Genomic DNA, 25,649 nt, shown 5'->3' with positions numbered 1-25,649 from the left:
AATTAGCCCTTGATAGATTTAATGGCCCTGGTGGAATATAGGCGGGTTATCAGAAGGAATCGTACCGTGAGCACAGCAGAAGTCCTGGCCAGCGTGGATATCATTGCCCTGCGCCTGTCGCCGCACAGCCTTCGCCTGGAGGTGTTGCTGCACCGGCGTGGACGCGAGCCCTACGAAGGGCAATGGGCCCTGCCAGGTGTGATCGTCAATGGCAGCACCTCGGACAACAGTCTGGATGCCGCCGCCGCCCGTGTCCTGGCGGAAAAGGCCAAGGTGGTCCCCCGCCATCTGGAACAGGTAGGCACTGAAGGCAATGGCGTTCGCGACCCACGGGGCTGGACCTTGAGCACCTACTATCTGGCGCTGCTCGATCCGGCGGTCGTGGTAGAAAACGCGCAGGTTGCCTTCTTTGACCTTCAAAGCGTTCTGTCGCGTGAGCTGTCGCTGCCGTTCGACCATGGCCTGCTGGTCGAGCGCGCCAGTGAGCGGTTGGCGGCCAAGGCCGTGTACACCAACCTGCCGTTGTACCTGGCGCCCGAGCGGTTCACTGTGCTGGACGCCCTGGCAGCGGTGCAGGCGTGCCTGGGGCAGGTGGTCAACAACACCTCGCTGCGCAAACGCCTTGAACGCATGAAGAGCGAAGGCTGGGTGCAGGACACCGGCGAGAAGGTCCAGCCCAGGCTCGGGCGGCCGCAGCAGCTGTACCGGCACACCCCGCAGGGGGCGGGGGCGTTCATGTTCGACCGGAGCCTGCTGGCGGGAGGATAGCCAGGACAGGCCGCAATCGCGTCACGGCCACTTCCTGCTGTTGTCGAGTAGCGACTATCCTTGCCCCCATGACCAACCTGCCTCCCTTACGCCACCCGTGTCCACCAGGCGCCTGCGACTGCGGCCGCGAACGCCTGGCCGACGGCCCGGAGCGGCGCATCCTGTTGCTCACCCGAGAGGAGGAAAAGCGCCTGGTCGAGCGCCTGGAGAACCTCAGGGATCTTGAAGACCTGCAGCGCCTGCAGTCACGCCTCTACGAGCAGCTCGGCATCCGCGTGCACATCGCCCCAGGCTTCAACGAAGTGCGCACCATGCGCGGTATCGTCATCGAACTGGAGGCGCAGTTGGGCCTGTGCCGCAAGACGCGCCAAGCCATTCCCGCGGCGATCCGCCGGGGGCTCGAGCGCAACCCGCAAGTGGCCTTCCGCCTGCTCGACGCCCACGACCTGCTGCGCGACGCCTGAGCCTCAGCGCATCGCCGCCAACTTGATGCCGAAGCCGACCAGGCAGGCGCCGGCCAGCCGTTCGAGCAGGTTGGCGATGCGCGGGCTGGCGCGCATGCGCTCGGCCAGTCGGTGGGTAAGGAACACCGCGATCAGGCCGTAGAGCAAGGTAAGCCCGGCCACTGTCAGCGCCATGAAGGCGAAGGTGACCACGCCCTGGTGGCGCACCGGGTCGATGAACAGCGGGAAGAACGCCATGTAGAACATGATCGCCTTGGGGTTGAGCAGGGTGATCATCATGGTCTGGCGCAGGTAGCGGCCGCTGGCCATGCGGCTCTCGCGCGGGGCGCCGCCGGGCTTGCTCAGCACCATGCGCAGGCCGAGCCAGGCCAGGTAGGCGGCGCCGGCCCACTGCACCACGTGGAAGGCGGTGGGGTAGGTGGCCAGCAAGGTGGCCACGCCGGCCACCGCCAGCCACATCAGCACCTGGTCGCCGAGGATCACCCCGAAGGTGGCGGCCAGCCCGCCCTTGATGCCGCCCTTGCCGGTGGCGGTGATCAGGGCGAAGTTGCCGGGCCCGGGGATCGCCAGGAGGATGAGGAACGCGATCACGAAAGCGCCGTAGTCGGTCACGCCGAGCATGGGGATTCTCCTGGGGGTGTTGGGCGGGCAGATTACGATATATGCCATTATTCGCGGCAGTTGCAAAGCCATGACGGCACAGGGAGGTGTTGCTGGCGGTCAAGAGCGTGAGGCCGATCCTAGGTCTTTGCGCCCGAGACTATTGACCGAGTAAGGGCCTCCAGGTGTTCACCGCAAGCCTTGCTCTGCCTATCAGATCGAGCGCCGCCCGCGCGGCGCATCGCTGGCAAGCCAGCTCCCACATTTATTTCGGGCCAGTTATGTCTGCGCCGCCGCGGCTGTACGCCTTGTCGGTACGACGCGGTTTCAGCGTGGGCATGACTACCGCTCTACCTGTCTCAAGACCTGCACCAAGGCGGACAGCGACGACTTCACAGGACAGATTGGCCCGAAACAGATGTGGGAGCTGGCTTGCCAGCGATGCGCCGCGCGGGCGGCGCTCGATCTCAAGAACGCTGCAACTCCAACGCCGAACACCTTGAAAGGCCGATCCAGGGGATACGCCTAGGCACCAGCGGCGCATAAAAAAGCCCCGAAGACCAAGGCCTTCGGGGCAAACGGTTGGGGGAGGAACCAACCAAAGGAGTCTTCACATCAGGGGGCGGTCAGCGCGAGCTGGCCACCACATCGGGTTGCCAGCCGCCGCCAAGCGCCTTGTAGATCGCGACGATGCCGCTGTACAGCTCGACCTCGCCCTGGGCCTGGGCGTCTTCGGCGCTCAGGCGCTCGCGCTCGGCGTCCAGCAGCACCAGGTAATCCACCGTGCCTTCGCGGTAGCGCACCGAGGCCAGGTCCGCCGCCTTGCGGCTGGCGTCGCTCTGGCGCATCAGCGCCAGCAGGCGCTGCTGGCGCTTGCCGTAGTCGCTGAAGGCGTTGGAGGACTCTTCCAGGGCCAGCAGCACTTGCTGTTCGTAGTTGGCCAACGCCCCTTCGGCATCGGCCTTGGCGCCGCGCAGGCGGGCGCGCACACTGCCCAGGTCGAACGCCGCCCAGGTGATGCTCGGGCCAAGCGCCCAGGCGTTGGCCGCCGAGGAGCCGATCTGCGAACCGCGGGCGGCGGTGAAGCCGAGGAAGCCACTCAAGCTGACCCGCGGGAACAGGTCGGCGGTGGCCACGCCTACGTTGGCCGTGGCCGCAGCCAGCTGGCGCTCGGCGCTGCGGATGTCCGGGCGGCGGCGCAGCAGCTCGCCGGGGTCGCCCACCGGCAAGGCCTTGGCGATGGCCGGCAGGGCCTTGGGCGACAGGTCCACGGCCATCGCGTCCGGGCGCTGGCCGAGCAGGGTGGCAATGCGGTTCTTCGCCCGTACCTGTTCGGCCTGCAATTGCGGCACGGTGGCTTCGACACCCGCCAGGCGGGCGTCGGCGCGGACCACGTCGAGCTCGTTGCCGACCCCGGTGTCGCGCAGGGTCACGGTGATGTCCCGCGACTGCTGCTGGGTCTTCAAGTTGGCCACGGCGATCTGCTCGCGCAGTTGCGCGCCACGCAATTGACCGTAGGCGTCGACCAGCTCGGCGATCAGGCTGACCTGCAGTTGCTGCAGGTCGGCCTCGGCCGCCGCTTCCTGGGCTTCGCTGGCCTCGATCTGGCGCTGGATGCGGCCGAACAGGTCAAGCTCCCAGGCCATGTCCAGGCCCAGGTCATAGCGTTCGCTGTTGACCCGGCGCTCGGTCTGGCCAGGGACCTGGCCCTTGCCCAACTCGCTGCTGGCGCGGCTGGTGACCACGGGGATCTGGTCGTTGGACACGTCCTCGCGAATCGACCGCGCCGCTTTCAGACGGGCGAAGGCCACGCGCAGGTCGCGGTTGCCGTCCAGCGATGCCTGCACCAGCTGGTTCAGCACCGGGTCGTCGAACTGTTTCCACCACACGCTCTCGAAGCGGCTGCGGTCATAGGCTTTGGCTTCAAGGCCGGCGTCCAGTTTGGCCGGTTCGGTCAGCGGGGCCTGGTAGTCCGGGCCCACCGCGCAGGCCGCCAGGGCCAGTGCCAGCAGGCTCGGGGTCAGGGGTTTGAGCAACTTCATGCATGGTTCTCCAGTGCCACGGCGTGCTCGGCCTTGCGGGCCTGGCGACGCTCGACGAAACGGCGGATCAGGAAGAAGAACACCGGGGTCAGGAACAGGCCGAACACGGTCACCCCGATCATCCCCGAGAACACCGCCACACCCATGGCGTGACGCATCTCGGCACCGGCGCCGGAGGAGAACACCAGCGGCACCACACCCATGATGAAGGCGATCGAGGTCATCAGGATCGGCCGCAGACGCAGACGGCAGGCTTCCAGTACCGCAGCCAGCGGGTCGAGGCCCTTGGCCTGTTCATCCTTGGCGAACTCGACGATCAGGATCGCGTTCTTGCACGCCAGGCCCACCAGTACGATCAGGCCGATCTGGGTGAAGATGTTGTTGTCGCCACCGGAGATGATCACCCCGGTGATGGCCGACAGCAGGGTCATCGGCACGATCAGGATCACCGCCAGCGGCAGGCTCCAGCTTTCGTACTGGGCGGCCAGCACCAGGAACGCCAGCAGCACGCACAGCGGGAACACGAACAGTGCGGTATTGCCCGAGAGGATCTGCTGGTAGGTCAGGTCGGTCCACTCGAAGGTCATGCCGTTGGGCAGCTCTTCCTTGAGCAGCTTCTCGATCGCAGCCTCGGCCTGGCCGGAGCTGTAGCCGGGGGCTGCGGCACCGTTGATCTCGGCGGTGATGAAGCCGTTGTAGTGCATCACGCGGTCAGGCCCCGAGGTGTCGCTGACCTTGAGGAAGGTCGCCAGCGGGATCATCTCGCCCAGGTTGTTGCGCACCTTCAACTGGCCGATCTGTTCGGCGTCGAGGCGGAACTGCTGCTCGGCCTGGACGTTGACCTGGTAGGTGCGGCCAAAGCGGTTGAAGTCGTTGGTGTACAGCGAGCCCAGGTAGACCTGCAGGGTGTCGAAGATGTCGTTGATCGCCACGCCATGGGTCTTGGCCTTTTCCCGGTCGATGGCGGCATCGACCTGCGGCACGTTGACCTGGTAGCTGGTGAACAGGCCCGCCAGTTCCGGCACGTTGTGGCTCTTGGCGATGATGTTCTGGGTTTCCTTGTACAGCGCTTCATAGCCCAGGTTGCCGCGGTCCTCAATCTGCAGGCGGAAGCCGCCGATGGTGCCCAGGCCTTGTACCGGCGGAGGCGGGAAGATCGCGATGTAGGCGTCCTGGATATCGGCGAACTGGGCGTTCAGTGCGGCCGCGATGGCTGCCGCCGACTGGCTCGGGTCCTTGCGCTCGTCGAACGGCTTGAGCGGGGTGAACACGATGCCGCTGTTCGGGCTGTTGGTGAAACCGTTGATCGACAGGCCCGGGAAGGCTACCGAGTCGGCCACGCCTGGCTGCTTGAGAGCGATCTCGCTCATCTTCTTGATCACCGCCTCGGTGCGGTCGAGGCTGGCGGCGTCAGGCAACTGGGCGAAGGCCACCAGGTACTGCTTGTCCTGGGACGGCACGAAGCCGGTCGGGGTGGACGAAAAGCCCAGGTAGGTCAGGCCCATCAGGCCGGCATAGACGAACAGGGCGATACCGCTGGAGCGGATGACCCGGCGCACGCCACCGACATAACCATGGCTGGCGCGATCGAAGAAGCGGTTGAACGGGGCGAACAGCCAGCTGCCCAGGAGTTTTTCCAGGAACCGCGAGAAACGGTCCTTGGGCGCGTGGTGGTCCTTGAGCAGCACGGCGGCCAGGGCCGGCGACAGGGTCAGCGAGTTGAACGCCGAGATCACGGTGGAGATGGCGATGGTCAGGGCGAACTGTTTGTAGAACTGCCCGGTAAGGCCAGAGATGAACGCCGCCGGCACGAACACGGCGCACAGCACCAGCGCCGTGGCGATGATCGGCCCGGTCACTTCGCTCATGGCCTTTTGCGTGGCTTCCAGCGGTTTCAGGCCCAGCCCGATGTTGCGTTCGACGTTCTCCACTACCACGATGGCGTCGTCCACCACGATACCGATGGCCAGTACCAGGCCGAACAGCGATAGCGCGTTGAGCGAGAAGCCGAACAGGTGCATGACCGCAAAGGTACCGATCAGCGACACTGGCACGGCCAGCAGCGGAATGATCGAGGCGCGCCAGGTCTGCAGGAACAGGATGACGACCAGCACCACCAGGACCAGCGCTTCGAACAGGGTGTGCACCACCGCCTCGATGGAGCCACGGACGAACACGGTCGGGTCATAGACGATGCTGTAGTCCATGCCTTCGGGGAAGTCCTTCTTCAGCTCGGCCATCTTCGCCCGCACTTCGTCGGAGATCTCGATGGCGTTGGAGCCCGGACGCTGGAAGATCGGGATGGCCACCGCCGGCTGGTTGTTCAGCAGCGAGCGTAGGGCGTACTGGCTGGAGCCGAGTTCGACCCGGGCGATGTCCTTCAGGCGGGTGATCTCGCCGTTGGCACCGGCACGGATGATGATGTTCTCGAACTCTTCCTCGTTGACCAGGCGGCCCTGGGTGTTGATCGACAGCTGGAAGCTGGTCGAACCGGGGGCGGGCGGGGCGCCGAGCTGGCCGGCGGCGACCTGGCGGTTCTGCTCGCGGATCGCGGCCACCACGTCGCTGGCGGTCAGGTTGCGCGAGGCGGTCTTGTTCGGATCGAGCCACACGCGCAGCGAGTAGTCGCCCATGCCGAACAGCTGCACGTCGCCCACGCCGCCCAGGCGCGCCAGCTCATCCTTGATGTTGAGGATGGCGTAGTTGGACAGGTAGAGCATGTCATAGCGGTTGTCCGGCGAGGTCAGGTGCACGACCATGGTCAGGTCGGGCGAGGCCTTGTCGACGGTGATGCCGATACGGGTCACTTCTTCCGGCAGCTTGGGCTGGGTACGGGTGACGCGGTTCTGCACCTGCACCTGGGCGTTGTCCAGGTCGGTGCCCAGGGCGAAGGTGATGGTCAGGGTCAGCTTGCCGTCGGCGGTGGATTGCGAGGACATGTACAGCATGTTCTCGACACCGGTGATGGCTTGCTCAAGCGGCGCGGCGACGGTCTCGCCGATCACCTTGGGGTTGGCGCCGGGGAAGTTGGCGCGCACCACCACGGTGGGCGGTACCACTTCGGGGTATTCGCTGATCGGCAGCTGGAACAGCGAGATGGAACCTGCGATCAGCAGCACCAGCGACAGCACCGCGGCGAAGATCGGCCGGGTAATGAAGAATTTCGAAAAGTTCATCGGTGTTGTCCCTTAACCGCGCGGCGCTTGGGCGCTGGCGACTTTGACATTGGCGCCGGCAACCTTCGGCGCCGGGTTGCTGGCCTCCAGGGCCTGACGCTGCTGGGCGAGGGCGGCGAGGGTCTGCTCGCTGGCCATCGGCGTTTCTTCCGGGGTGACTGGCGAGCCAGGGCGCACGCGCTGCAGGCCCTTGACCACGATGCGGTCGTCCTTGCCCAGGCCGCTGCGCACGATACGCAGGCCTTCGAGCTTGGGCCCCAGTTCCACGGCGCGGTAGGCCGCTTTGTTGTCCTTGTCCATTACCAGCACGAACTTCTTGCCAAGGTCGGTGCCGACCGCTTCGTCGTTGATCAGTACAGCGTCGTACTGGGCGCTGCCGACCAGCTTCAGGCGAGCGTACAGGCCGGGGGTGAACTGGCCGTCGCGGTTGTCGAACACGGCGCGGCCACGGATGGTGCCGGTGCGTGGGTTGACCTGGTTGTCGACGAAGTTCATCTGGCCCAGATGCGGGTTGCCGGTCTCGTTGGTCAGGCCCAGGTACACCGGGGTGCTCTGGCCGCGCTGGCCGTCGCGGGCCAGCTGGCTGTACTTGAGGTACACGCGCTCGTCGGCGTCGAAGTAGGCGTAGACCTTGTCGGTGGAGACCACGCTGGTCAGCGGGGTGACGTCGGCCGTGACGATGTTGCCGGCGGTGAACTGGGCGCGGCTGACCCGGCCGCTGATCGGCGCGGTGACGCGGGTGAAGCTCAGGTTCAGGCGGGCCAGGTCGAGCTGCGCCTGGATCGCGTCGACCCCGGCGCGGGCCTCGGCGGCGGCGCTGGTGCGCGACTCGGCCAGCTCCGCGGAGATGGCGTTGCTGTCACGCAGGCGCTCGCCACGGCGGGCTTCGTTGGCGCTGCGGATGGCGGTGGCCTTGGCTTGTTGCAGCTGGGCTTCGAGGCGGCGGACTTCGGCCTGGAACGGGCGCGGGTCGATCTGGAACAGCAGGTCGCCTTTCTTCACCTGGGCGCCTTCGGTGAAGGCCACCAGGTCGACCTGGCCGGACACCCGTGGGCGTACCTCGACGGTTTCCGGTGCTTCGAGGCGGCCGGTGAACTCGTCCCATTCGTTGATCGGCTGTTCGATCACCTTGGCTACGCTGACTTTGGGCGCGGCGGGAGCCTGCACGGCGTCGGGGGTGCGACCGCAAGCGCTGAGCACCACCACTGCCAGGGCAGCGAGGGGGAAGCGCAAGGGTTTGAGTGAGTGATCCATGGAGAACTCCGCCGAGATATTAGTAGTGGGCGGAGTTTGAGTGTCTTGCGCGTGACGCACGAATCAAATGGAGCGAAGGTTATTATCACGGGCAATGATATGTCGGGTGCCATCATCAATCATGACGCATGGGCACCCATCAGATTGCGCAGTCAGCGCGGCCCGCCAGCGGCCTTTTCACGTAACGCCTTGGCCACCTTGGCCTCGATCTCGTAGGCGGGCCCCTCCAGCGCCTGGTAGTCACGGGTGTATTGCTGGGCGAAGCCCTCGACGCCCAGCGCCTGATACTGCTGCACGTGCTTGAGCTCATGGGCCCACAATGCCACGTTGTCCTCGGCATCGGCGGGGCGGCGGAAGATGACCGTGTCGATCAGGGTCACGGCGTTGACGTCCGGGTTCTGCAGTAGTGCGTTGGCGGCGCTGATCTGCTGTTCGTTGCCGATCCGGTAGCGCGCCGCGTCGAGCACGGCGAAGTCGTACCAGGGTTCGAGCTGGGCGCGGATATGCAGGGGAATCGGCTGCGTGCCGTTGGCGGCTGCTTCGTCGCGGGCCTGGCGCAGGGCGAACACCAAGCTGCCGGTGGCCATGCGCTCGACATCCTGCAGCACCTGGCCTCCTTGGTTGGGGTCGATGGGCGCGCAGAAACACACCACCAGGCAGACCTGGTACTGCCCGGTCGGGCAGCTGTCCTGGGCGACGGCGGGCAAGGCCAGCAGCAGGCCCAGCAGCGTGCTAGCGAACTTCATCGAAAACCCGCTCGACCAGCTTGCGGCTGGCGTCCAGCACCTGTGCCTGCACAGGTTCGCTGGCCAGCATGCGACCCACCACCAGCGCGCCGACACACTGGCTGAGCAAGGCCCAGGCCAGGTCGGGGTCATCCAGGGTTTCGCTCCAGGCCTGGTGCAATTCCAGCAGCCAGTGTTCGGCCTGTTCGCGCACCGGCCGTTCAGCGCGGGCGATCTCCACCCCCAGTGGCGGCAACGGGCATCCGCCTTCGGCATTGTGCAGGTGCGCCAGGCTCAGGTACTGGTCGAGCAGGCGCTTGAGCCGCGCACGGTCGGTGCCACGTTCGACCAGGCGCGCCAGCGGGCTGTTGGCCAGCTCGCGGCGGACGATCTCGCTGAACAGGTCATCCTTGGACGGGAAGTGGTTGTAAAAGGCGCCGCCGGTCAGGCCGATGGCCTTCATCAGCCCGGCCACGCCAGTGGCGGCGAAACCGCCGCGCTTGGCCAGGGCGCCGCTGCTGGACAGCAGTTTTTCGCGGGTCTGTTGCTTGTGGTCGGTGGCGTAGCGCATGCGCGCAACCTCGTGGTGTGGGCTTGACGATGAGCTGATCGTAGCATAGCGTTCGTTTACTAAACGATCATTCATCAATGGGGCGGTCCATGGCAGAACAACAAAAAGTCGTGCTGGTGATCGGGGCGGGTGATGCCACCGGCGGCGAGATTGCCAAGCGTTTCGCCCGTGAGGGCTATGTCGCCTGTGTGACCCGGCGCGAGGCGCAGAAGCTGCAGCCGCTGCTCGCCGAGATTCGCGCCGCGGGCGGCCAGGCCCATGGCTTTGGCTCGGATGCGCGCAAGGAAGAGGAGGTCGCCGAGCTGGTGGAGACCATCGAGCGCGATATCGGCCCGATCGAGGCGTTCGTTTTCAACATTGGTGCCAATGTGCCGTGCAGCATCCTCGAGGAGACCCCGCGCAAGTACTTCAAGATCTGGGAAATGGCCTGCTTCGCCGGCTTTCTCACCGCCCAGGCGGTCGCCCGGCGCATGATCACCCGAGAGCAAGGCACCATCCTCTTCACCGGTGCCACCGCCGGCACCCGCGGCGCGGCCGGTTTCGCCGCCTTCGCCGGCGCCAAGCATGGCCTGCGCGCCCTGGCCCAGAGCATGGCGCGGGAACTGGGGCCACGGAACATCCATGTCGCCCATGTGGTGGTCGATGGTGCCATCGACACCGCCTTCATCCGCGACAGCTTCCCTGAACGCTACGCGCTCAAGGACCAGGACGGCATCCTCGATCCTGCGCATATCGCTGACAGTTACTGGTTCCTGCATGCGCAACCGCGTGATGCCTGGACCTTCGAGCTGGACCTGCGCCCGTGGATGGAGCGCTGGTAAATCCCTCCCTCATACAAGGATTGAATCATGAGCAAGACCGTCGAGTTCTTCCTGGACCTGGGCAGCCCGGCCACCTACCTGGCTTCCACCCAGCTACCCGCCCTGTGCGCGCGTCATGGGGCGCGGTTGGTGTACAAGCCGATTCTATTGGGTGGGGTGTTCCAGGCCACCGGCAATGCCTCGCCGGTAATGGTGCCGGCCAAGGGGCGCTATATGCGCATCGACCTCAAGCGTTATGCCGATCGCTATGGCGTGCCGCTGACCCTGCCGCCGGGGTTCCCGGTCAACACCCTGAACCTGATGCGCGGGCTGATCGGCATCCAGTTGTTTGCCGAAGAGCGTTTCGAGGCGCTGTTGAAGGTGTTGTTCGAAGGGCTGTTCGTGCATGGGCGCAATCTGGCAGATCCCGCGGTACTGGATGAAACCCTGGCCGCCGGTGGCTTCGAGGCCGAGATGTTCCATGAACTGGCCGCCCGGCCCGAGGTCAAGGACGCCTTGCGCAAAGCCACCGAGGAGGCGGTCGAGCGCGGTTTGTTCGGGGCGCCGACGGTCTTTGTCGACGGGCAGATGTTCTTCGGCCAGGACCGCCTGGATTTCGTCGAGCAGGCCTTGGTCAGGCAGGCATGAAGTACAACCACGTTCTTGCAGGCAGCGCTTTTAAAGGCCTTGGGTGCTATTGATTCATGGCTGTCAGGTGTATGTCGTCAGGGTTGTAGCGCTTGTGAGATCGAGCGCCGCCCGCGCGGCGCATCGCTGGCAAGCCAGCTCCCACATTTATTTCGGGCCAGTTATGTCTGCGCCGCCGCGGCTGTACGCCTTGTCGGTACGACGCGGTTTCAGCGTGGGCATGACTGCCGCTCTACCTGTCTCAAGACCTGCACCAAGGCGGACAGCGACGACTTCACAGGACAGATTGGCCCGAAACAGATGTGGGAGCTGGCTTGCCAGCGATGCGCCGCGCGGGCGGCGCTCGATATCACAAGCGCTGAAACCCTTTTGGCGAATCAGAAGTTCGCCGGGGTGTTGGCGCTGATGATCTCGGCCTCGTCGGGGCCGATGTTCTTGAAGCTGTGGGGCAGGGTGGTGGGGATGTAGTAGCCGTCGCCGGCATTGAGGATGCTCACCTGGCCATCGACCCACAGTTCCAGGGTGCCACGGGTGACCAGGCCGCATTCCTCGCCTTCGGCATGCACGATCGGCTCGCCGGAATCGGCACCCGGTGCGTACAGCTCGCGCAGCATGCGCATCTGCCGACCTTCGACGCTGGCGCCGACCAGCAGCATGCGCAGACCGTTGCGGCCCAGGTCGGGCTGTTCGCCGCCACGGAACACATAGCGCTCCTCGCGCACCGGCTCGTCGAAACTGAAGAACTCGGCCAGGGACATGGGGATCCCTTCGAGCAGTTTCTTGAGGGAGCTGACTGAAGGGCTGACCCGGTTCTGCTCGATCTGCGAGATGGTCGAGTTGGTCAGGCCGCTGCGGCGGGCCAGCTCCCGTTGGGAGAGGTTGTTGCGTTCACGCACCAGTTTGAGTCGTGTCCCCGTGTCCATAGCCGCCTTGTTTGCAGAGGTGTCAAAAATAATGGGCGAGGCATTAAAGCACACTCTGCACGCTTGCGCGCTGTGCGCGTCAGTGGCGCAGGTCGGACGCTGCCGGCCACAGGCCGACCAGCAACAGCAGGGCGCCCACGGCCAGGAACGGCAGGCGCGGATCGAGGGCGTAGACCAGGGCGCCGGCCAGTGGCCCGATCACCGCGCCCATGCCCTGGGCGGCGCCGATCGAGCCGGCCGTCGCACCTTGTTCGCTGGCGTGCATGGCGTTGGCCGCCAGCGCCGAAAAGGCCGGGAACACGAAGCCCATGCCGAACGCGGCGATGAAGAACGCGCCCCATAGCCACGGCGCGCTGGTGGCCAGGGCCGCGGCGGCGAAACCGAGCCCGGATACGCAGGCGCCGACCTTGATCATCTTCAGAGGTGGCCATTCCAACTGGCGCAGGAACACCTGGGCCAGCATCAGTGCCACGCCCACGCTGGTCAAGGCGATGCCCGCGGCCTGGGCGGCGGCGCCGGCCTCGAGCTGCAGGCGGTCGAGGGCGAAGAAACCGACGGCGATCTGCGACACGGTGATGCTCAGCATGGCGCTGAAGGCCACCAGCAAAGGCCTGCGCAGGCGCGGGTCGGACAGTCGCACCGGGTTGGGCGCATGGGCCTGGGCCAAGGGCTGCGGCTTGAGCTTGAACAGCAGCACGACGAACGCCGTGGCCGGCAGCAGCGACAGCACATAGAACGGCATGCTCAGGCTGTAGCGCGACAGCAGCGCGGCCAGGGCCGGGCCCAGCACCAGGCCGACCGCGTTGGCCGCACCCAGCGAGGCCATGGCCCGCGCCCGGCGTTGCGGCTCGACGTGATCGGCGATCAGCGCGTTGCCGCCCACCGGCAGCGCGGCATAGAAGGCGCCGATCATGCCTCGTGCCAGCATCAGGCCGAAGAAGGCCAGGGTCGCGCCCGGCAGCCAGCGCAACGCGCCGTCGATGAACAGGCACAGCACCCAATAGGCCAGGGTGAAGCCGCCGCTGCCCAGCAGCAACACCCGGCGCCGGCCAAGCCGATCGGCCAAGCGGCCCCAGGGCCGGGCCAGCAGCACCCAGACCACGCCGGCCACGGTCACCGCCGCGCCGGCCTGCCAGGTGGCCATGCCCAGCAAGCGGGCGATCGGGCCGATCAGGGCGACGAAGGCCATCATCGACATGGTGCAGGCCATGTTGGCCAGCATCAGCGGGCGCAGGTCCAACGTACTGGGCGGGCTGCTCACTGGGGCAAGCGTGGCAGGGTCCTTTGCGGCGTTCATAAGGCAGTCCAGGGCAGCTCGACGAAATGAGCGCCGATGTTAGTGATTATTATTTATGTTTGTCGAGCCCCGGCGGTGCTCACTCACCGCGACGCAACGGGCCTGGCCACATGCTACGCAAGACGCCGTCGCGGCGCACCAGGCCATGCACCAGGGCCGCGCCCAGGTGCGCCAGCACCGTGGCGAACAGCAGGTAGCCTGCCCAGCCGTGGGCCTGGCGCAGCACGGCGTAGAGCTGCAGGTCGTGGGGGGCGATGGCGGGCAGTTGCAGCGGGCGGGGGTAACCGCCTGCCGAGAGCATCGCCCAGCCGAGCAGCGGCATGGCCAGCATCAGCCCATACAACAGCAGGTGCGAGGCGCCGGCGGCCAGGCGCTGCAGGGGAGGCAGGTCGCGAGGCAGCGGCGGGTGCGCCAGGCTCAGGCGCAGGACGATGCGCAGGATCACCAGCACCAGCAGGGCCAGGCCAGTGGCCTTGTGCAGCTCGACCAGCCACGGGTGGCGGGGCGACAGGTCGGCGACCATGCTCACGCCGATGAACAGCATGGCCAGGATCAGCACGGCCATCAGCCAGTGCAGCAGCCGGGCCAGGGGGTGAAAGGCAGTGGCGCTCATGGGCGGGCTCCTTCGGTCAGCGACTCGTGGCTGCGGCGGTTGAACGACACCGAATAGGCGGCCGAGCGGGCGGCGAGGATCGGGTCGGCGGAGGGTTCGATGCCGTGGGGCAGGATCAGCGGGTCGAAGTTCAGGTCGCGGCAGGCGCCTTGCTCGGGGCCGTCGACCTGCTCCAGGACCAGGGTGCCGGCATTGAGGCTGCGGCGTTCGGCGGGCCAGGGACGGGCAGGGTCGTCCACCGGATCGCCGGGCTCGGCCAGGGTCAGGCGCAGGGTCCAGCGCAGCGGGCCCTGCGCCAGGCGTTGCTGCAGATCGTGTTGCAGGAACTGCTTGTCGTCGACCTGGGCGGGCAAAGCGGCGTAAGCGGCCTGCGGCTCCAGTGTCCAGCGCACCGGGTGCGCCTGGCCGTTGGCATCGATCAGGCGGAAGGCGTTGATGCTGTTGTAGGCGGTGTTGGCGAAACTGTCGCTGGGCTTGTAGCTGGCCGCCCATTGGCGAAACGCCGCGCTCTCCGGGTGGGCGGCGAAGAAGGCTTGCAGCCTGGCCGGGTCGGGTTTGCCGGTGGCCGGGTCCGGAGCGCCGGCCAGGACCTGTTCATAGAAACCTTCGACCGTGCTTACGGCCAGTACCGGCGGGTTGTTCATGCCGGTGCGCCAGACCTGGCCGTCGTCGCTGGTCAACTGCACCGCCAGGCTGCGCACCGGTATGGCGGTGTCCGGCGCGAACGGATTGGCGCCGCCGATGGCGAAACGGCCGATCACCGGCACCTTCTGCTGGCTGAACACCCGGGCGCGGGACAGCGAGGTGGCCTGGCCGCTGGCCTGGAAGTAACCGCTGACACACAGGCCCTTGGCATGGTTCTTCCGGTAGCCGGGGTGGTGGCCGGCCTGGGCTTCGAAGGTGTCGATGATGCGTTGCGGGGTCAGCCTTGGCGCGCCGATCCAGCCGGCGGCGTAGGCGAAGCCTGCGCCCAGGGCGGCCAGCGTGGCAGCGATGGCGGCCAGGCGCAGGGCCTTGGCAGGGCCGTGCAGGGGAGTAGTCATGGGAACGGTCCGGTCAGGTGGAATGAACCGGTACGACGCAGGGGCAAACGATTTATTCCCGGCGGGGGAATAGATTCCGTGCCCGCGCGTCTGCCTTGTACACTGACAGCCCGCAGGGCCCCGGAACCCTACCATGCACGATCTGGACGACCAACAATGGCGCGAGCTGCTGCAGCGCCTGCGCCGCTTTGCCCTGTGGCTGACCCGCGAGCCCGGTACCGCCGACGACCTGGTCCAGGCCACGGTCGAGCGCGCCTTGAGCCGTCGCGGCCAGCAGCGTGATGCCGACAGCCTGCGCCCCTGGCTGTTCACCATCCTTTACCGGTTGTTCCTCGACGGCAAGCGCCGCGAGCGCCTGCATGCGCGCTGGCTGGCCTGGTTCGGCCGGGGCCAGGCCGAGGAAGCGGCGGGCGGCGAGATCGAGAGCATCGTGCTGGCCCAGGCCGACCTGCAGGCCTTCGCCCGCTTGTCGCCCGAGCAGCGGGCATTGCTGTTGCTGGTCAGTGTCGAAGGCTTGAGCTACAAGGAGGCGGCCGAGACGCTTGGCATCCCCATCGGCACGGTGATGTCGCGCCTGTCGCGTGCCCGTGCCGCCCTGCGTGAACTGACCGAGGGCAGCCCTACGCCCCCGGCCTTGCGGAGACTCAAATGACACGCCTGATCCCCACCGAACACGAACTGCACGCCTATGTCGACGAGCGCCTGGAGCCGGCGCGCCGGGCCGAGGTGGAGGCTTGGCTGGCCGCCAATCCGCAGGAGGCCGTGCGCATCGAGGCCTGGCGTGCCGACGCTCGACGCCTGCGGGCGGCGCTGGCCGGCTTTGGCGAGCGGCCGAGCGATCCGGAGCTTGACCTGGCCCCGCTGCGTCGCCGCCTGCGTCAACGCCGGCAGCGCCGCCTGGCAGTAGCGGCGGTGCTGATGCTGGCGGTAGGCCTGGGCGGGTTGGGCGGCTGGCAGGCGCGTGAGGCGACGCTGTTCGCCGGCATGCTGCCCATGGCCGACGCGGTGCAGGCCCACAGGTTGTTCGCCGAGGCCAGCACACTGGACATCGAGGCCCGCGAGCCGGCACGCCTGCAGGCTTGGCTGAGAACCCACTTCAACCGTGTCGGCCGCTTGCCGGACCTGGCGGGTTATGGCTTCCAGCCGGTAGGGGCTCGGCTGTTGAGCAACGAGGCGGGGCCAGCGGCGTTGCTGGTGTTCGAGGATCGCCAGGGGCAGCGCATCAGCCTGTTCCTGCGCTCTCCCGGCGAGCATTTCGAGCGCATGCCTACCGGCCAGCGCACCGATGGCCAGCTGGAGGCTCGCTACTGGTCCCATGGCGATTACAACTTTGCCCTGGTCAGCGCGGCGGACGATGCCCGTGGCGAGCAGCTGCGCCGGGCGCTGGGGGTCAGTCTGTAGGCGGCTTGGGCAGCGCTCGCCCGGGTGATCACAGCGCTAACCGAGCGTCCTTTCCATGGCGCCCACCACCAGCCCCTCCATCAACCCAACGCCCTCGGCTTCACCCAGGCCCTTGCCGCGCAACATCCCGGGCAACTGGTTCAACAGCGTCGCCAGCACATGCCCGGTGGCCGCCAGGGTTTCCCCGGCCAACCGCGCCTGCGGCGCAATCAGGCGCAGTAGCCCGGTTTCGTAGCGTTCGCGCAATCCCGCAAGGCGTGCCTGCTGGTCCTCGCTCAGGCAGCAGAAATCCCGCTCGGCCAGGCGAAACTGCAACGGCCGCTCGCCATGCAACTGCCAGTGCGCGGCGATCAGGCAGGCCAGTACCGGCTTGCCCTGGGCCCGCGCCCGGCGGCCCTGGTTGAGGGTGGCCTGCAGCTCCTCGTACAACTCCTCTATAAGGTCGTACAAAAGGTCCTGCTTGCTGGGGAAATGGTGGTACAGCGAGCCTGCGGTCAAGCCCACGTGCGCCGCCAGCTCACGCATGCTGACCTGGCCGAAGCCTTTCTCGGCGAACAGGGCCATGGCCCGGTCCCGCCGCTCCTCGAAATTGGCGCAGCGCGGCGCCGCAGTGACCGGGGCCATGGCGCGGTTCCTCTAGTAGGTGAAGAAGCCGCGACCGCTCTTGCGCCCCAGGTAGCCGGCGGCAACCATTTCCTTGAGCAGCGGCGCGGGGCGGTACTTGCTGTCGTTGAAGCCTTCATGGAAGGCCTCCATGATCGCCAGCAGCGTGTCCAGGCCCACCAGGTCGGCCAGGGCCAGCGGGCCGATCGGCTGGTTGCAGCCCAGGCGCATGCCGGTGTCGATGTCCTCGGCGCTGGCCAGGCCTTCCTGGAACACGAAGATCGCTTCGTTGATCATTGGCACCAGGATGCGGTTGACCACGAAGCCTGGGCGGTTGCCGGCGGTGATCGGGGTCTTGCCGAGCCGCTCGGTGACCAGCAATGCCTGGGCATAGGTCGCGTCGCTGGTCTGCAGGCCACGGATGATTTCGACCAGCGCCATCATTGGCACCGGGTTGAAGAAGTGCACACCGATGAAGCGCTGCGGCTGCTCGATGCTGGCCGCCAGTTGGGTCACCGACAGCGACGAGGTGTTGGTGGCAATCAGGCACTCGGCTCCGACGTTGGCCGCCACCTGCTGCAGGATGCGCTGCTTGAGGGCGAGGTTCTCGGTGGCCGCCTCGATCACCAGTTGCGCGCTGGCCAGCTGGGCGTAGTCGGTGCTGGTGCGGATGCGCGCCTTGGCCGCGCTGGCCTTGTCGGCGTCGATGGTGCCCTTGCCGACCTGGCGCTCGAGGTTCTTGCCCAGGGTCGCCACGCCACGCTCCAGCGCCGCGTCGGAAACGTCCACCAGCAGGACCTGGTAGCCGGCCAGCGCGCACACCTGGGCGATGCCGTTGCCCATGGTGCCTGCGCCGATCACGGCGATGTGTTCGATGTTCATGCTGCTGACTCCTGTCAAACGCGTTCGAAGACGATGGCGATGCCTTGACCGCCACCGATGCACATGGTGGCCAGGGCGTAGCGGCCCTGCACGCGGTGCAGTTCATGGATGGCCTTGGTGGCGATGATTGCGCCGGTGGCGCCGACCGGGTGGCCGAGGGAAATGCCCGAGCCGTTGGGGTTGACCTTTTCCGGGTCGAAGCCCAGGGCGCGGGCCACGGCACAGGCCTGCGAGGCGAAAGCTTCGTTGGACTCGATCACGTCCAGGTCGCTGACCTTCAGGCCGGCTTTCTCCAGCACCTTCTGCGTCGCCGGGATCGGGCCCAGGCCCATCAGCGCCGGCTCCACGCCGGCGTGGGCGTAGGCGACGATCCGCGCCAGCGGCTTGAGGCCCTGGCGGCGCACGGCGTCGCCGCTGGCCAGGACCAGGCCGGCGGCGCCGTCGTTGATGCTGCTGGCGTTGCCGGCGGTGACCGTGCCGTCCTTCTTGAACACCGGCTTCATGCCGGCCAGTTGTTCGGCGCTGGCATCGGTGCGCACGTTCTCGTCCACGGCAAACTGCACGCTGCCTTTGCGAGTCTTGATCTCGATCGGCACGATCTGGCCGTCGAAGCGGCCTTCGGCGATGGCGCGGGCGGCGCGGTGCTGGCTGGTCAGGGCGACTTCATCCTGCATCTGGCGGCTGATGCCATGGGCCGCCGCGACGTTCTCGGCGGTGATGCCCATGTGGAAGTGCTCGAACGGGTCCTGGAGGATGCCGACCATGTAGTCGATGCCCTGCAGGTCGCCCATGCGTGCGCCCCAGCGCGCCTGCGGCAGCAGGTAGGGGCCGCGGCTCATGGCTTCGGCGCCGGCGGCCAGGGCGATGTCGCTGTCACCCAGCAGCAGGCCCTGGGCAGCCGAGACGATGGCCTGCAGGCCCGAGCCACACAGGCGGTTGACGCTGAAGGCCGGGGTTTCCTTGGGAATGCCGGCGTTCATTGCCGCGACCCGGCCCAGGTAGGCATCGCGTGGTTCGGTGGGGATCACGTTGCCCATCACCACGTGGCCGATCTGCTCGGCGGACACGCCCGAACGCTCGATGGCGGCGCGGGTGACCTGGGTGGCGAGGTCGGCCAGCGGCAGGTCCTTGAGCGAACCGCCGAAGCTGCCGATGGCCGAACGTACCGCACTGACGACGAAGATTTCTGTGCTGCTCATGGGGGCTCCGTATTCGAAGGCGTGGCGGGGCGCGGGAGGCTCTGCGAGAATGGCGCCCACACCCTGCGGGGTGGATCGAGTCTAGGCAAAGGCCCGCGGGCGGCCTATGCCGGATCTGTTCAGACAACCTGGCATTTTTTGCCACTCAGCATAGACAGCGGACATTTGCCATGCGCGATAGCGACACGGTCGCGGTGTACTTCCTCAATGCCATGGTCCACGCCCTGCGCGACCGGCCCCAGGCGCGGGACGCCCATCTGCGGGCGGTGGGCATCGACCCGCAGGTACTGGCCCAGCCGCTGGCGCGGGTGCCGGCCAAGGCCTTCGCCCAGCTGTGGCTGGCGCTGATCGACGAGCTGCACGATGAGTTCTTCCAACTCGACAGCCACGGCATGCCCCTGGGCAGCTTCGCCCTGATCTGTCGCGGGTTGATCCAGGAACCGACCCTGGGCAAGGCGCTGCGCCAGTGCCTGGGCAGTTTCGCCCTGTTCCTGCGTGACTTGAACGGCAATGTCACGGTGCGTGGCGCGCGCACCGTGATCAGTGTGCAGTCGAGCATCGCCGATCCGCTGACCCGGGTCTACGCCGAGGAAACCTACCTGGTGCTGGTGATCGGCCTGCTGTGCTGGCTGGCCGGCCGACGCATCGCCATAGACCGTACCGAGCTGGCCCTGGCGCGCCCGGCGCAGGAGGATGACGCATTGCTCTGGGGGCCGGACCTGCGCCTGGGCAGCGGGCGCACCGAGGTGGAGTTCGACAGCGCTTGGCTGCGCCTGCCGGTGGTGCAGGATCTGGCGGGGTTGAAGGGCTTTCTGCGCAGCGCGCCGCAGGGGCTGGTGATCCGCTTTCGCAACCAGAATGGCCGGGTGGCGGAGGTCTATCGGCATTTGCGCGCCCTGCATTACGGACAGTGGCCGACGCTCGACGCCATGGCCGCACGGCAGAAGCTCAGCGCCAGCAGCTTTCGCCGCCAGCTGGAGCGCGAGGGGCGCTCCTACCAGCAGATCAAGGACGAGGTGCGCCGGGCAATGGCCTTCGAGCTGCTGCGCGAAGGCCACCTGAGCATCGCCGAGATCGCCGAGCACACCGGCTTCCAGGAGCCCAGCGCGTTTCACCGGGCGTTCAAGAAGTGGACCGGGCAAAGCCCGGGCAGCTACCGGGCCAGGCGCGCCGCATCGGCTTGATGGCAGTCAGTGCCGCAAGGGCTCGGGCTTGAACAACGGTTTCTTCATCACCGCTTTGATCCACACCACCGCGATCAGTGAAACCACCGCCAGCACCAGCCCGGCGGTGCCGTAGATCTTCAGGCTCATCTCGGGGCTGGGCGATGCGTTCCAGATCGCATACAGCATGCCGCCGATGCCGAACAGTTGCGGCAGCGGATAGAACGGCGTGCGGAACGGCCGAGCCAGGTGCGGGTAACGATGGCGCAGGGCGATCACGTCCAGGTGCACGATGATGTAGGCCAGCAGCCAGGCCAGCGCGGCGGCCAGCAGCAACAGGTTGATCGCCGCAGCGTCCTGGCCCATCAGCAGGATCGGCAGCCCGGTGATCGCCGCCACGAACAGCACGGCGACCCAAGGTGTACGGGCGCGCGGGCTGAGCTGCTTGAACTGGGGGAACGCCTGGCCATTGCAGGCCATGCCGTAGAGCATGCGCGGGATGGCCGCCAGCGAGGTGTTGAGGGTGCTGCAGGTGGCGGTGACTGCGGCGATCACCAGGAACACCTCGCCGGTCTTGCCGAACACCGTGGTGGCGAACAGGTAGTGGGGCAGGGCATCGCTGCCCAGCGCCTCGCGTGGCACCAGGAACAGCGCGCCGAGGCCGTACAGGCCGATGGTGGCGAAGATCACGGTCAGGCCGATGATCATCGCGCGCGGGATGTTGCGCTCGGGCTTGCGGGTTTCCTCCACCAGCGAGCAGACGAACTCGGCGCCGACGAAGCCCCACACGGCCATGGCGGTCAGGGCCAGCACCCCGGCGCCCATGGGGTTCCAGTCGCCCTGCAGCAGGGTGGTGGTGACACCGTCGGCATGCCCTTCGCTGATCGCGGCAACGCCGAGGATCAGCAGCACGATCACCATGACCACGGCCATGGCGCTCTGCAGCTTGGCGAAGATGTCGATGCCCATGAGGTTGAGGGCGGTGAACAGGGCAAGTACGCCGAAGGCCACCGAATACTGCGGGAACACCCCGGGGTAGACCTTGCCGACGATCAGGTCGAGCAGCAGCAACTCGGCCGACAGGGCGAACATGGCCACCACCACGTAGCCGGAGAAGGTCGCGAGGATTGCCGGGAAGTGCCCCAGCGCCACCTCGGTGTAGCTCGACAGGCTGCCGGCGCGCGGCACCAGCAGGGCCAACTCGGAGAAGGAGAACGCATAGCTCAGGGCCAGCAGGTAGGCCAGCCCCAACGGCACGATGAAGCCCAGGCCGGCGGCGCCGACCCCCTGCAGCATCATCACCATCACCCCTTGCGACACCACCAGGCCGACGGCTACCGCCAGCAGCGAGCCCAGCCCCAGGACCCGGCGAAAGCCGGCTTGATCGTGCTGCACGCTGGCAGGCACGGACGCACTTGCACTCATGACAGTTCCCCGCTCTTTGTTGTTTTAGTGCGCAGATACTGGGACAGGGTGGCAGGCGGGGAAATTAGTAAATATGTGGTTGGTGCAGAGGAAAAAGCTGGGTTGGCCGGGGGTTGTTGCGCATTCCTTTCGCCGTGGTTCGTCGCCACGACAAGCTGGCTCCCACAGGGACAGCGCAAGGCTTGAGGTTTACGCGGTCGGTGTGGGAGCCGGCTTGCCGGCGAAAGGGCCGCAGGGCGGCCCTGGTGCTCAGAATGTCGCCTTGACCTGCAAGCCGAGCACCAGCGCGTTGTCGATGTCCTTCCCGGAAAACGCCCCCGGCTCGACGATGTACTGCACGTCCGGGCGCAGGTTCAGCCACGGCGTGGCCTGGTAGCCGTAGCTCAGCTCAATCAGTTGCTCGGCGCTGTCGATGTCGGGGAATGGCTGGCCGGCATTGAATGCGGCATTCTCGAGCACGTCGCGGCTGCGCGGGTTCGGCACTGCGCGCCCGTAACCCAGCGCCACGGTATCCCGAGGCCGGCCCGCGAACGGCTGGTACAGCACCATGCCGGCACCGTACCACTTGGTGAATGGCGAGGCGGCCTTGCTCGACGCCGAGTACTGGCCGAAGGCGTGCAGGCTGCGCCCTGGTAATGCCGGGTCGTTCCACACGGCCTGGTCGACCAGCAGGTAATGGCCACCGCGACCGGCGACTTCCTCGCTGCTGCCGATGCGTTTCACGTTCGAGCTGTCGTAGTAGTAGCCGACCTTGTATTCGCCCGGCAGCTCGCCACGCAGCTTGTACACCAGTTCCAGCGGGAGCACGGTGCCGGTGCTGTGCTTGGGCCCCAGGTGCCAGGCACGGCTGGAATTGCCGTTGCTCTCGGGGTCGACGTTGAACGCCGCAACGCGCAGTTGCCAGTCCGGCGCCAGGTCGTACTTGAGCCGCGCGCCGAGGTGAGCGTTGGGGTAGTTGGTCCAGCCGCTGCCGCCGGACATGTTCAGCGGGTGGCCGCAGAAGCCGGCGTTCATGAAGTTGCACAGGATGCCGCTGTCCAGCCCGCCGAGGTCGTTGCCCATGGCCATGTAGCCGAGCTTGAGGTTGAGCGAAGGCGACAGGTTGCGCTCGTAGCTCAGTTCGGTGAGGCGGGTGTAGAGGCCACCGTAGTTTTCCTGGATCGGCAGGCGGTTGCCCACCAGGTCCTCCGAGGCGCTGTTGCCGCGGCGGTCGTTGATGGTCAGCTGGACCTTGCCGCCGTTGTCGAGGCCGTACAGTTTCGACAGGTCGAACTGCGCGCCCAGCTTGAGGTTCTGCGAGTAGCGGGCCGAACGGTGCAGGCCGCCGTGGGCGTTGTAGGCGGTCTCGCCGCTGTAGTCGCCGGTGAAGGTGATGCCGTCTGCCGCGAGCTGGTGGCGCAGGCCGCCCCAGTCGCCGGTCAGGGTGTTGTCGGCGGCGAATGCAGTGGTGCTGGCGAGGGCAAGGAGCAGGGTGGGGGTGAGGCGTGAAACGGATGACATTGCGAAGTCTCGGGTGGTCTGAAAGGGCCTCATCGCCGGCAAGCCGGCTCCCACAGTGAGTGCGCGCACCCTGTGGGAGCCGGCTTGCCGGCGATACAGGCGACGCGATTTATGGCAATGCGTACGCCATCACATAGTCGCCGCGGTCGGTCGACTGGCGCGCACCGCCGGCAGTGACCACCACGTACTGCTTGCCGGTCCTGGGCGACACATAGGTCATCGGGCCGCCCTGGCTGCCGACCGGCAGGCGGGCTTTCCAGATCTCGCTGCCGTTGCTGCTGTCGTAGGCGCGCAGGTAGAAATCCTGGGTGCCGGCGATGAACACCAGGCCTCCCTGGGTGGACAGGGTGCCGCCGAGCGTCGGCAGGCCGATCTTGATCGGCAGGTGCATGCGGATGCCCAGGGGGCCGGTGTCCTCGACGGTGCCCACCGGCACCTGCCAGGCGACCTGGCGGGTCTTCATGTCGATGGCGGTCAGGGTACCGAACGGCGGTGCCTGGCACGGGATGCCAGCCACCGACAGGAAGCGGTTCTTGTTCACCGCATACGGGGTGCCCTTGAGCGGCACCGCGCCCATGCCGGTATTCAACGCCTCGCCACCGGCGGCGACATCACCCTTGTTCTGCGACGGGATCATCTGGATCCACAGGCCCAGGCGCATGTCGTTGACGAAGATGAAACCATGCACCGGGTCGGTGGAAATGCTGCCCCAGTTCATCCCGCCCAGCGAGCCCGGGAAGCTCAGCGACAGGTCGGTGCCGGGCGCGGTGTAGAGGCCGTCGTAGCGCATCTTCTTGAAATCTATGCGGCACAGCAGCTGGTCATAGGGCGTGGCGCCCCACATGTCCGACTCGGTCAGGGTCTGCGCGCCGATCTGCGGCATGCCTACCGATTTCGGCTGGGTTGGCGAGTATGGCTCGTTGGGGATGTTGCTTGGCTTGACCGGCACTTCATCGACCTGCGTGAGCGGCTTGCCGGTGGCGCGGTCGAGCACGTAGATCTGCCCGGCCTTGGTGCCGATCACCACGGCCGGCACGCTGCTGCCGTCATCCTTGGTGAAGTCGATCAGGCTTGGCTGCATCGGCAGGTCGAAGTCCCAGAGGTCGTTGTGCACGGTCTGGTAGACCCACTTCTGGTTGCCGGTGGTGGCGTCCAGGGCCAGCACCGAGGCGCCGTAGGTGTGGTCAAGCCTGCTGCGCTCCACGCCGTAGATATCGGTGGACGAGGAGCCCATCGGCAAGAACACGGTGTTCATCGCCGGATCGTACGACATCGGCGCCCAGCTGTTGGGAGTGCTGCGCACGTAGGTGCCGTCGCCTTGCGGGGCAGCGCGGTCTTCCGGGTTGCCGGGGTCGAAGGCCCAGCGCTGGGCCCCGCTGATCACGTCGAAGCCACGGATGACGCCGCCGGGCATGTCGGTCTGCACGTTGTCGGCCACGCGCCCGCCGACCACCACGGTAGTACCGGCCATCAGCGGTGCCGAGGACAGCTGGTAGTAGGAGTCCGGGACATCGCCCAGGCCGGCCTTGAGGTCGACCTGGCCGTTTTCGCCGAAGCCCTGGCAGAACGCGCCGGTGTCGGCGTCGACGGCGATCAGGCGGCCATCGATGGTGTTGGTCAGCAGGCGGCGCTGGCAGTTGGCGCCGGCCGGCACGCTGGCCAGAGTGATCGGTGAACTGTTCGGCTGGCTCGGTTGGGCGATCGGCGTGGTGGCGTCGAAGTAGGCCATGCCACGGCAACGCTGCCAGACCTTGGACTGGGCGTTAATGGCGTTCTTCCACAGCTGCTTGCCGGTGTCGGCGTCCAGCGCGATCAGGTTGTTGTGCGGGGTGCAGATGAACACCTTGTCGCCGACCTGCAGCGGGGTGAGCTGGTCTTCGGCGCCATTGCCGTCGCTGAGGGCGACGTCGCCGGTGTGGTAGGTCCAGGCGACCTTGAGCTTGTCGACGTTGCCGCGGTTGATCTGGTCCAGGGCGGCGAAACGGCTGCCGCCTTCGGTGTTGCCGTAGTGGGCCCAGTCCTTCTGTTGCTGGCCGGGCTCCACCGGCGTCAGGCCCGGGCCGTTGCCGGTGGGGGCGACGCTGGGGTGGGCAACGAACATGTTGCCGGCGGCGATCGCCAGGGCCACGGCCAGCAAGCCGGCGATGCCATAGGCACCGCGCGCCTTGTGGCGCACCAGTAGCGGGTAAACCAGCGCGACCACCAGGCCGATGGCGGCGAACATGAACAGGCGCGAGAACAGCGGCCAGAACACCAGTCCGCTGTCGGCCACGGCCCAGATCGCGGTGCCGGCGAGGAACAGGGCGTACAGCCAGGCGCCGGCGGGTTTGCCTCGGGCGATGAGCAGGCCGGCGAGGGCCATGGCCAGGCCGCCGGTCAGGAAGTACCAGGAGCCGCCCAGGCCGGCCAGCTTGAGGCCGCCGGCAGCCAGGAGCAGGCCGAGCAGGGCGATGACAACGCCCAGGCAGACCAGGATGAAGGTTGAGGCGCCACGGGCGCGGGGGGAGTCTTTCATGCCAGGGATCTCGCAGGTGGAATGCCGGCAGTTTAAT

The 25,649-nt window shown here is 66.9% G+C and carries 23 protein-coding genes; 7 read left to right on the top strand and 16 right to left on the bottom strand.

Annotated elements, in window-relative coordinates:
- Positions 1-66 precede the first annotated feature (66 nt).
- Both LOY42_RS14780 and LOY42_RS14775 read left to right on the top strand, forming a co-directional pair.
- A complete protein-coding gene (locus tag LOY42_RS14780; protein WP_139670835.1) occupies positions 67-768 on the top strand; it encodes an NrtR DNA-binding winged helix domain-containing protein in 702 nt (233 codons plus the stop codon).
- Positions 769-836: 68 nt separating this feature from the next.
- Positions 837-1,232: a hypothetical protein gene (locus LOY42_RS14775; protein WP_046855898.1), complete on the top strand. Its 396-nt coding sequence runs from the start codon at positions 837-839 to the stop codon at positions 1,230-1,232.
- Between the two features lie 3 nt (positions 1,233-1,235).
- Here the strand turns inward: LOY42_RS14775 and LOY42_RS14770 are convergent, their stop codons facing one another.
- The 6 genes from LOY42_RS14770 to LOY42_RS14745 all read right to left on the bottom strand — a co-directional run bounded on the left by LOY42_RS14770 (position 1,236) and on the right by LOY42_RS14745 (position 9,600).
- Positions 1,236-1,853, bottom strand: a complete 618-nt coding sequence (locus LOY42_RS14770) for a LysE family transporter (protein WP_038705946.1) — start codon at positions 1,851-1,853, stop codon at positions 1,236-1,238.
- 605 nt (positions 1,854-2,458) lie between these two features.
- Positions 2,459-3,874: an efflux transporter outer membrane subunit gene (locus LOY42_RS14765; protein WP_139670837.1), complete on the bottom strand. Its 1,416-nt coding sequence runs from the start codon at positions 3,872-3,874 to the stop codon at positions 2,459-2,461.
- Positions 3,871-7,050: an efflux RND transporter permease subunit gene (locus LOY42_RS14760; RefSeq protein WP_038705948.1), complete on the bottom strand. Its 3,180-nt coding sequence runs from the start codon at positions 7,048-7,050 to the stop codon at positions 3,871-3,873. The genes LOY42_RS14765 and LOY42_RS14760 overlap by 4 nt, the downstream gene beginning before the upstream one ends.
- A 12-nt stretch (positions 7,051-7,062) precedes the next feature.
- Complete coding sequence (gene mexE, locus LOY42_RS14755) at positions 7,063-8,304, bottom strand: multidrug efflux RND transporter periplasmic adaptor subunit MexE (RefSeq protein WP_038705949.1); 1,242 nt, start codon at positions 8,302-8,304, stop codon at positions 7,063-7,065.
- Positions 8,305-8,456: 152 nt separating this feature from the next.
- Positions 8,457-9,050 carry a DUF4157 domain-containing protein gene (locus tag LOY42_RS14750; RefSeq protein WP_139670839.1) on the bottom strand — a complete coding sequence of 198 codons (594 nt, stop codon included), beginning with the start codon at positions 9,048-9,050 and terminating at the stop codon, positions 8,457-8,459.
- Positions 9,037-9,600, bottom strand: coding sequence for a TetR/AcrR family transcriptional regulator (locus LOY42_RS14745; protein WP_102684635.1), 564 nt, complete (start codon positions 9,598-9,600; stop codon positions 9,037-9,039). Before LOY42_RS14745 ends, LOY42_RS14750 begins: the two co-directional genes overlap by 14 nt.
- An 89-nt stretch (positions 9,601-9,689) precedes the next feature.
- Between LOY42_RS14745 and LOY42_RS14740 the strand changes: the two genes are divergently transcribed.
- The gene (locus tag LOY42_RS14740) at positions 9,690-10,421 is read left to right on the top strand and encodes an SDR family oxidoreductase (protein ID WP_139670841.1); all 732 of its coding nucleotides are present in this window, start codon (positions 9,690-9,692) and stop codon (positions 10,419-10,421) included.
- Positions 10,422-10,448: 27 nt separating this feature from the next.
- The gene (locus LOY42_RS14735) at positions 10,449-11,048 is read left to right on the top strand and encodes a 2-hydroxychromene-2-carboxylate isomerase (RefSeq protein WP_110699471.1); all 600 of its coding nucleotides are present in this window, start codon (positions 10,449-10,451) and stop codon (positions 11,046-11,048) included.
- 377 nt (positions 11,049-11,425) lie between these two features.
- Here LOY42_RS14735 and LOY42_RS14730 read toward each other — a convergent pair whose 3' ends face one another.
- The 4 genes from LOY42_RS14730 to LOY42_RS14715 form a co-directional block, all read right to left on the bottom strand.
- The gene (locus LOY42_RS14730; protein ID WP_023631327.1) at positions 11,426-11,971 is read right to left on the bottom strand and encodes a cupin domain-containing protein; all 546 of its coding nucleotides are present in this window, start codon (positions 11,969-11,971) and stop codon (positions 11,426-11,428) included.
- A gap of 79 nt (positions 11,972-12,050) precedes the next feature.
- Positions 12,051-13,268 (bottom strand): MFS transporter, encoded by a 1,218-nt coding sequence (locus LOY42_RS14725; protein ID WP_139670843.1) that lies wholly within the window; start codon positions 13,266-13,268, stop codon positions 12,051-12,053.
- Between the two features lie 79 nt (positions 13,269-13,347).
- Positions 13,348-13,881 carry a cytochrome b gene (locus tag LOY42_RS14720; RefSeq protein ID WP_258598077.1) on the bottom strand — a complete coding sequence of 178 codons (534 nt, stop codon included), beginning with the start codon at positions 13,879-13,881 and terminating at the stop codon, positions 13,348-13,350.
- Positions 13,878-14,924: a catalase family peroxidase gene (locus LOY42_RS14715; RefSeq protein ID WP_258598075.1), complete on the bottom strand. Its 1,047-nt coding sequence runs from the start codon at positions 14,922-14,924 to the stop codon at positions 13,878-13,880. Before LOY42_RS14715 ends, LOY42_RS14720 begins: the two co-directional genes overlap by 4 nt.
- A 133-nt stretch (positions 14,925-15,057) precedes the next feature.
- On the opposite strand from LOY42_RS14715, the gene LOY42_RS14710 reads away from it, so the two are divergent.
- Together LOY42_RS14710 and LOY42_RS14705 are read left to right on the top strand one after the other, a co-directional pair.
- Positions 15,058-15,576, top strand: coding sequence for a sigma-70 family RNA polymerase sigma factor (locus LOY42_RS14710; protein ID WP_139670850.1), 519 nt, complete (start codon positions 15,058-15,060; stop codon positions 15,574-15,576).
- Positions 15,573-16,325 (top strand): anti-sigma factor, encoded by a 753-nt coding sequence (locus LOY42_RS14705; protein WP_258598073.1) that lies wholly within the window; start codon positions 15,573-15,575, stop codon positions 16,323-16,325. Before LOY42_RS14710 ends, LOY42_RS14705 begins: the two co-directional genes overlap by 4 nt.
- Before the next feature lie 36 nt (positions 16,326-16,361).
- Here the strand turns inward: LOY42_RS14705 and LOY42_RS14700 are convergent, their stop codons facing one another.
- The 3 genes from LOY42_RS14700 to LOY42_RS14690 are packed head-to-tail and all read right to left on the bottom strand — an operon-like array spanning position 16,362 to position 19,009.
- Positions 16,362-16,949 carry a TetR/AcrR family transcriptional regulator gene (locus LOY42_RS14700; protein WP_258598071.1) on the bottom strand — a complete coding sequence of 196 codons (588 nt, stop codon included), beginning with the start codon at positions 16,947-16,949 and terminating at the stop codon, positions 16,362-16,364.
- Between the two features lie 12 nt (positions 16,950-16,961).
- Positions 16,962-17,810 carry a 3-hydroxybutyryl-CoA dehydrogenase gene (locus LOY42_RS14695; protein WP_111532398.1) on the bottom strand — a complete coding sequence of 283 codons (849 nt, stop codon included), beginning with the start codon at positions 17,808-17,810 and terminating at the stop codon, positions 16,962-16,964.
- A 14-nt stretch (positions 17,811-17,824) separates the two neighbouring features.
- Positions 17,825-19,009, bottom strand: a complete 1,185-nt coding sequence (locus LOY42_RS14690) for an acetyl-CoA C-acyltransferase family protein (RefSeq protein WP_139670856.1) — start codon at positions 19,007-19,009, stop codon at positions 17,825-17,827.
- Positions 19,010-19,179: 170 nt separating this feature from the next.
- On the opposite strand from LOY42_RS14690, the gene LOY42_RS14685 reads away from it, so the two are divergent.
- Positions 19,180-20,193, top strand: coding sequence for an AraC family transcriptional regulator (locus LOY42_RS14685; protein WP_139670858.1), 1,014 nt, complete (start codon positions 19,180-19,182; stop codon positions 20,191-20,193).
- Positions 20,194-20,199: 6 nt separating this feature from the next.
- Here LOY42_RS14685 and LOY42_RS14680 read toward each other — a convergent pair whose 3' ends face one another.
- The 3 genes from LOY42_RS14680 to LOY42_RS14670 all read right to left on the bottom strand — a co-directional run bounded on the left by LOY42_RS14680 (position 20,200) and on the right by LOY42_RS14670 (position 25,612).
- A complete protein-coding gene (locus LOY42_RS14680; protein ID WP_139670860.1) occupies positions 20,200-21,597 on the bottom strand; it encodes an APC family permease in 1,398 nt (465 codons plus the stop codon).
- A 249-nt stretch (positions 21,598-21,846) separates the two neighbouring features.
- Entirely contained in the window at positions 21,847-23,097 is a 1,251-nt protein-coding gene (locus LOY42_RS14675) for a carbohydrate porin (protein ID WP_139670862.1), read from the bottom strand.
- 109 nt (positions 23,098-23,206) lie between these two features.
- The gene (locus LOY42_RS14670) at positions 23,207-25,612 is read right to left on the bottom strand and encodes a glucose/quinate/shikimate family membrane-bound PQQ-dependent dehydrogenase (protein ID WP_258598067.1); all 2,406 of its coding nucleotides are present in this window, start codon (positions 25,610-25,612) and stop codon (positions 23,207-23,209) included.
- Positions 25,613-25,649: the final 37 nt, after the last annotated feature.

The organism is Pseudomonas sp. B21-023, from assembly GCF_024749165.1.
Lineage (GTDB): Bacteria > Pseudomonadota > Gammaproteobacteria > Pseudomonadales > Pseudomonadaceae > Aquipseudomonas.
This window is presented reverse-complemented; position numbering and strand designations above follow the sequence as displayed.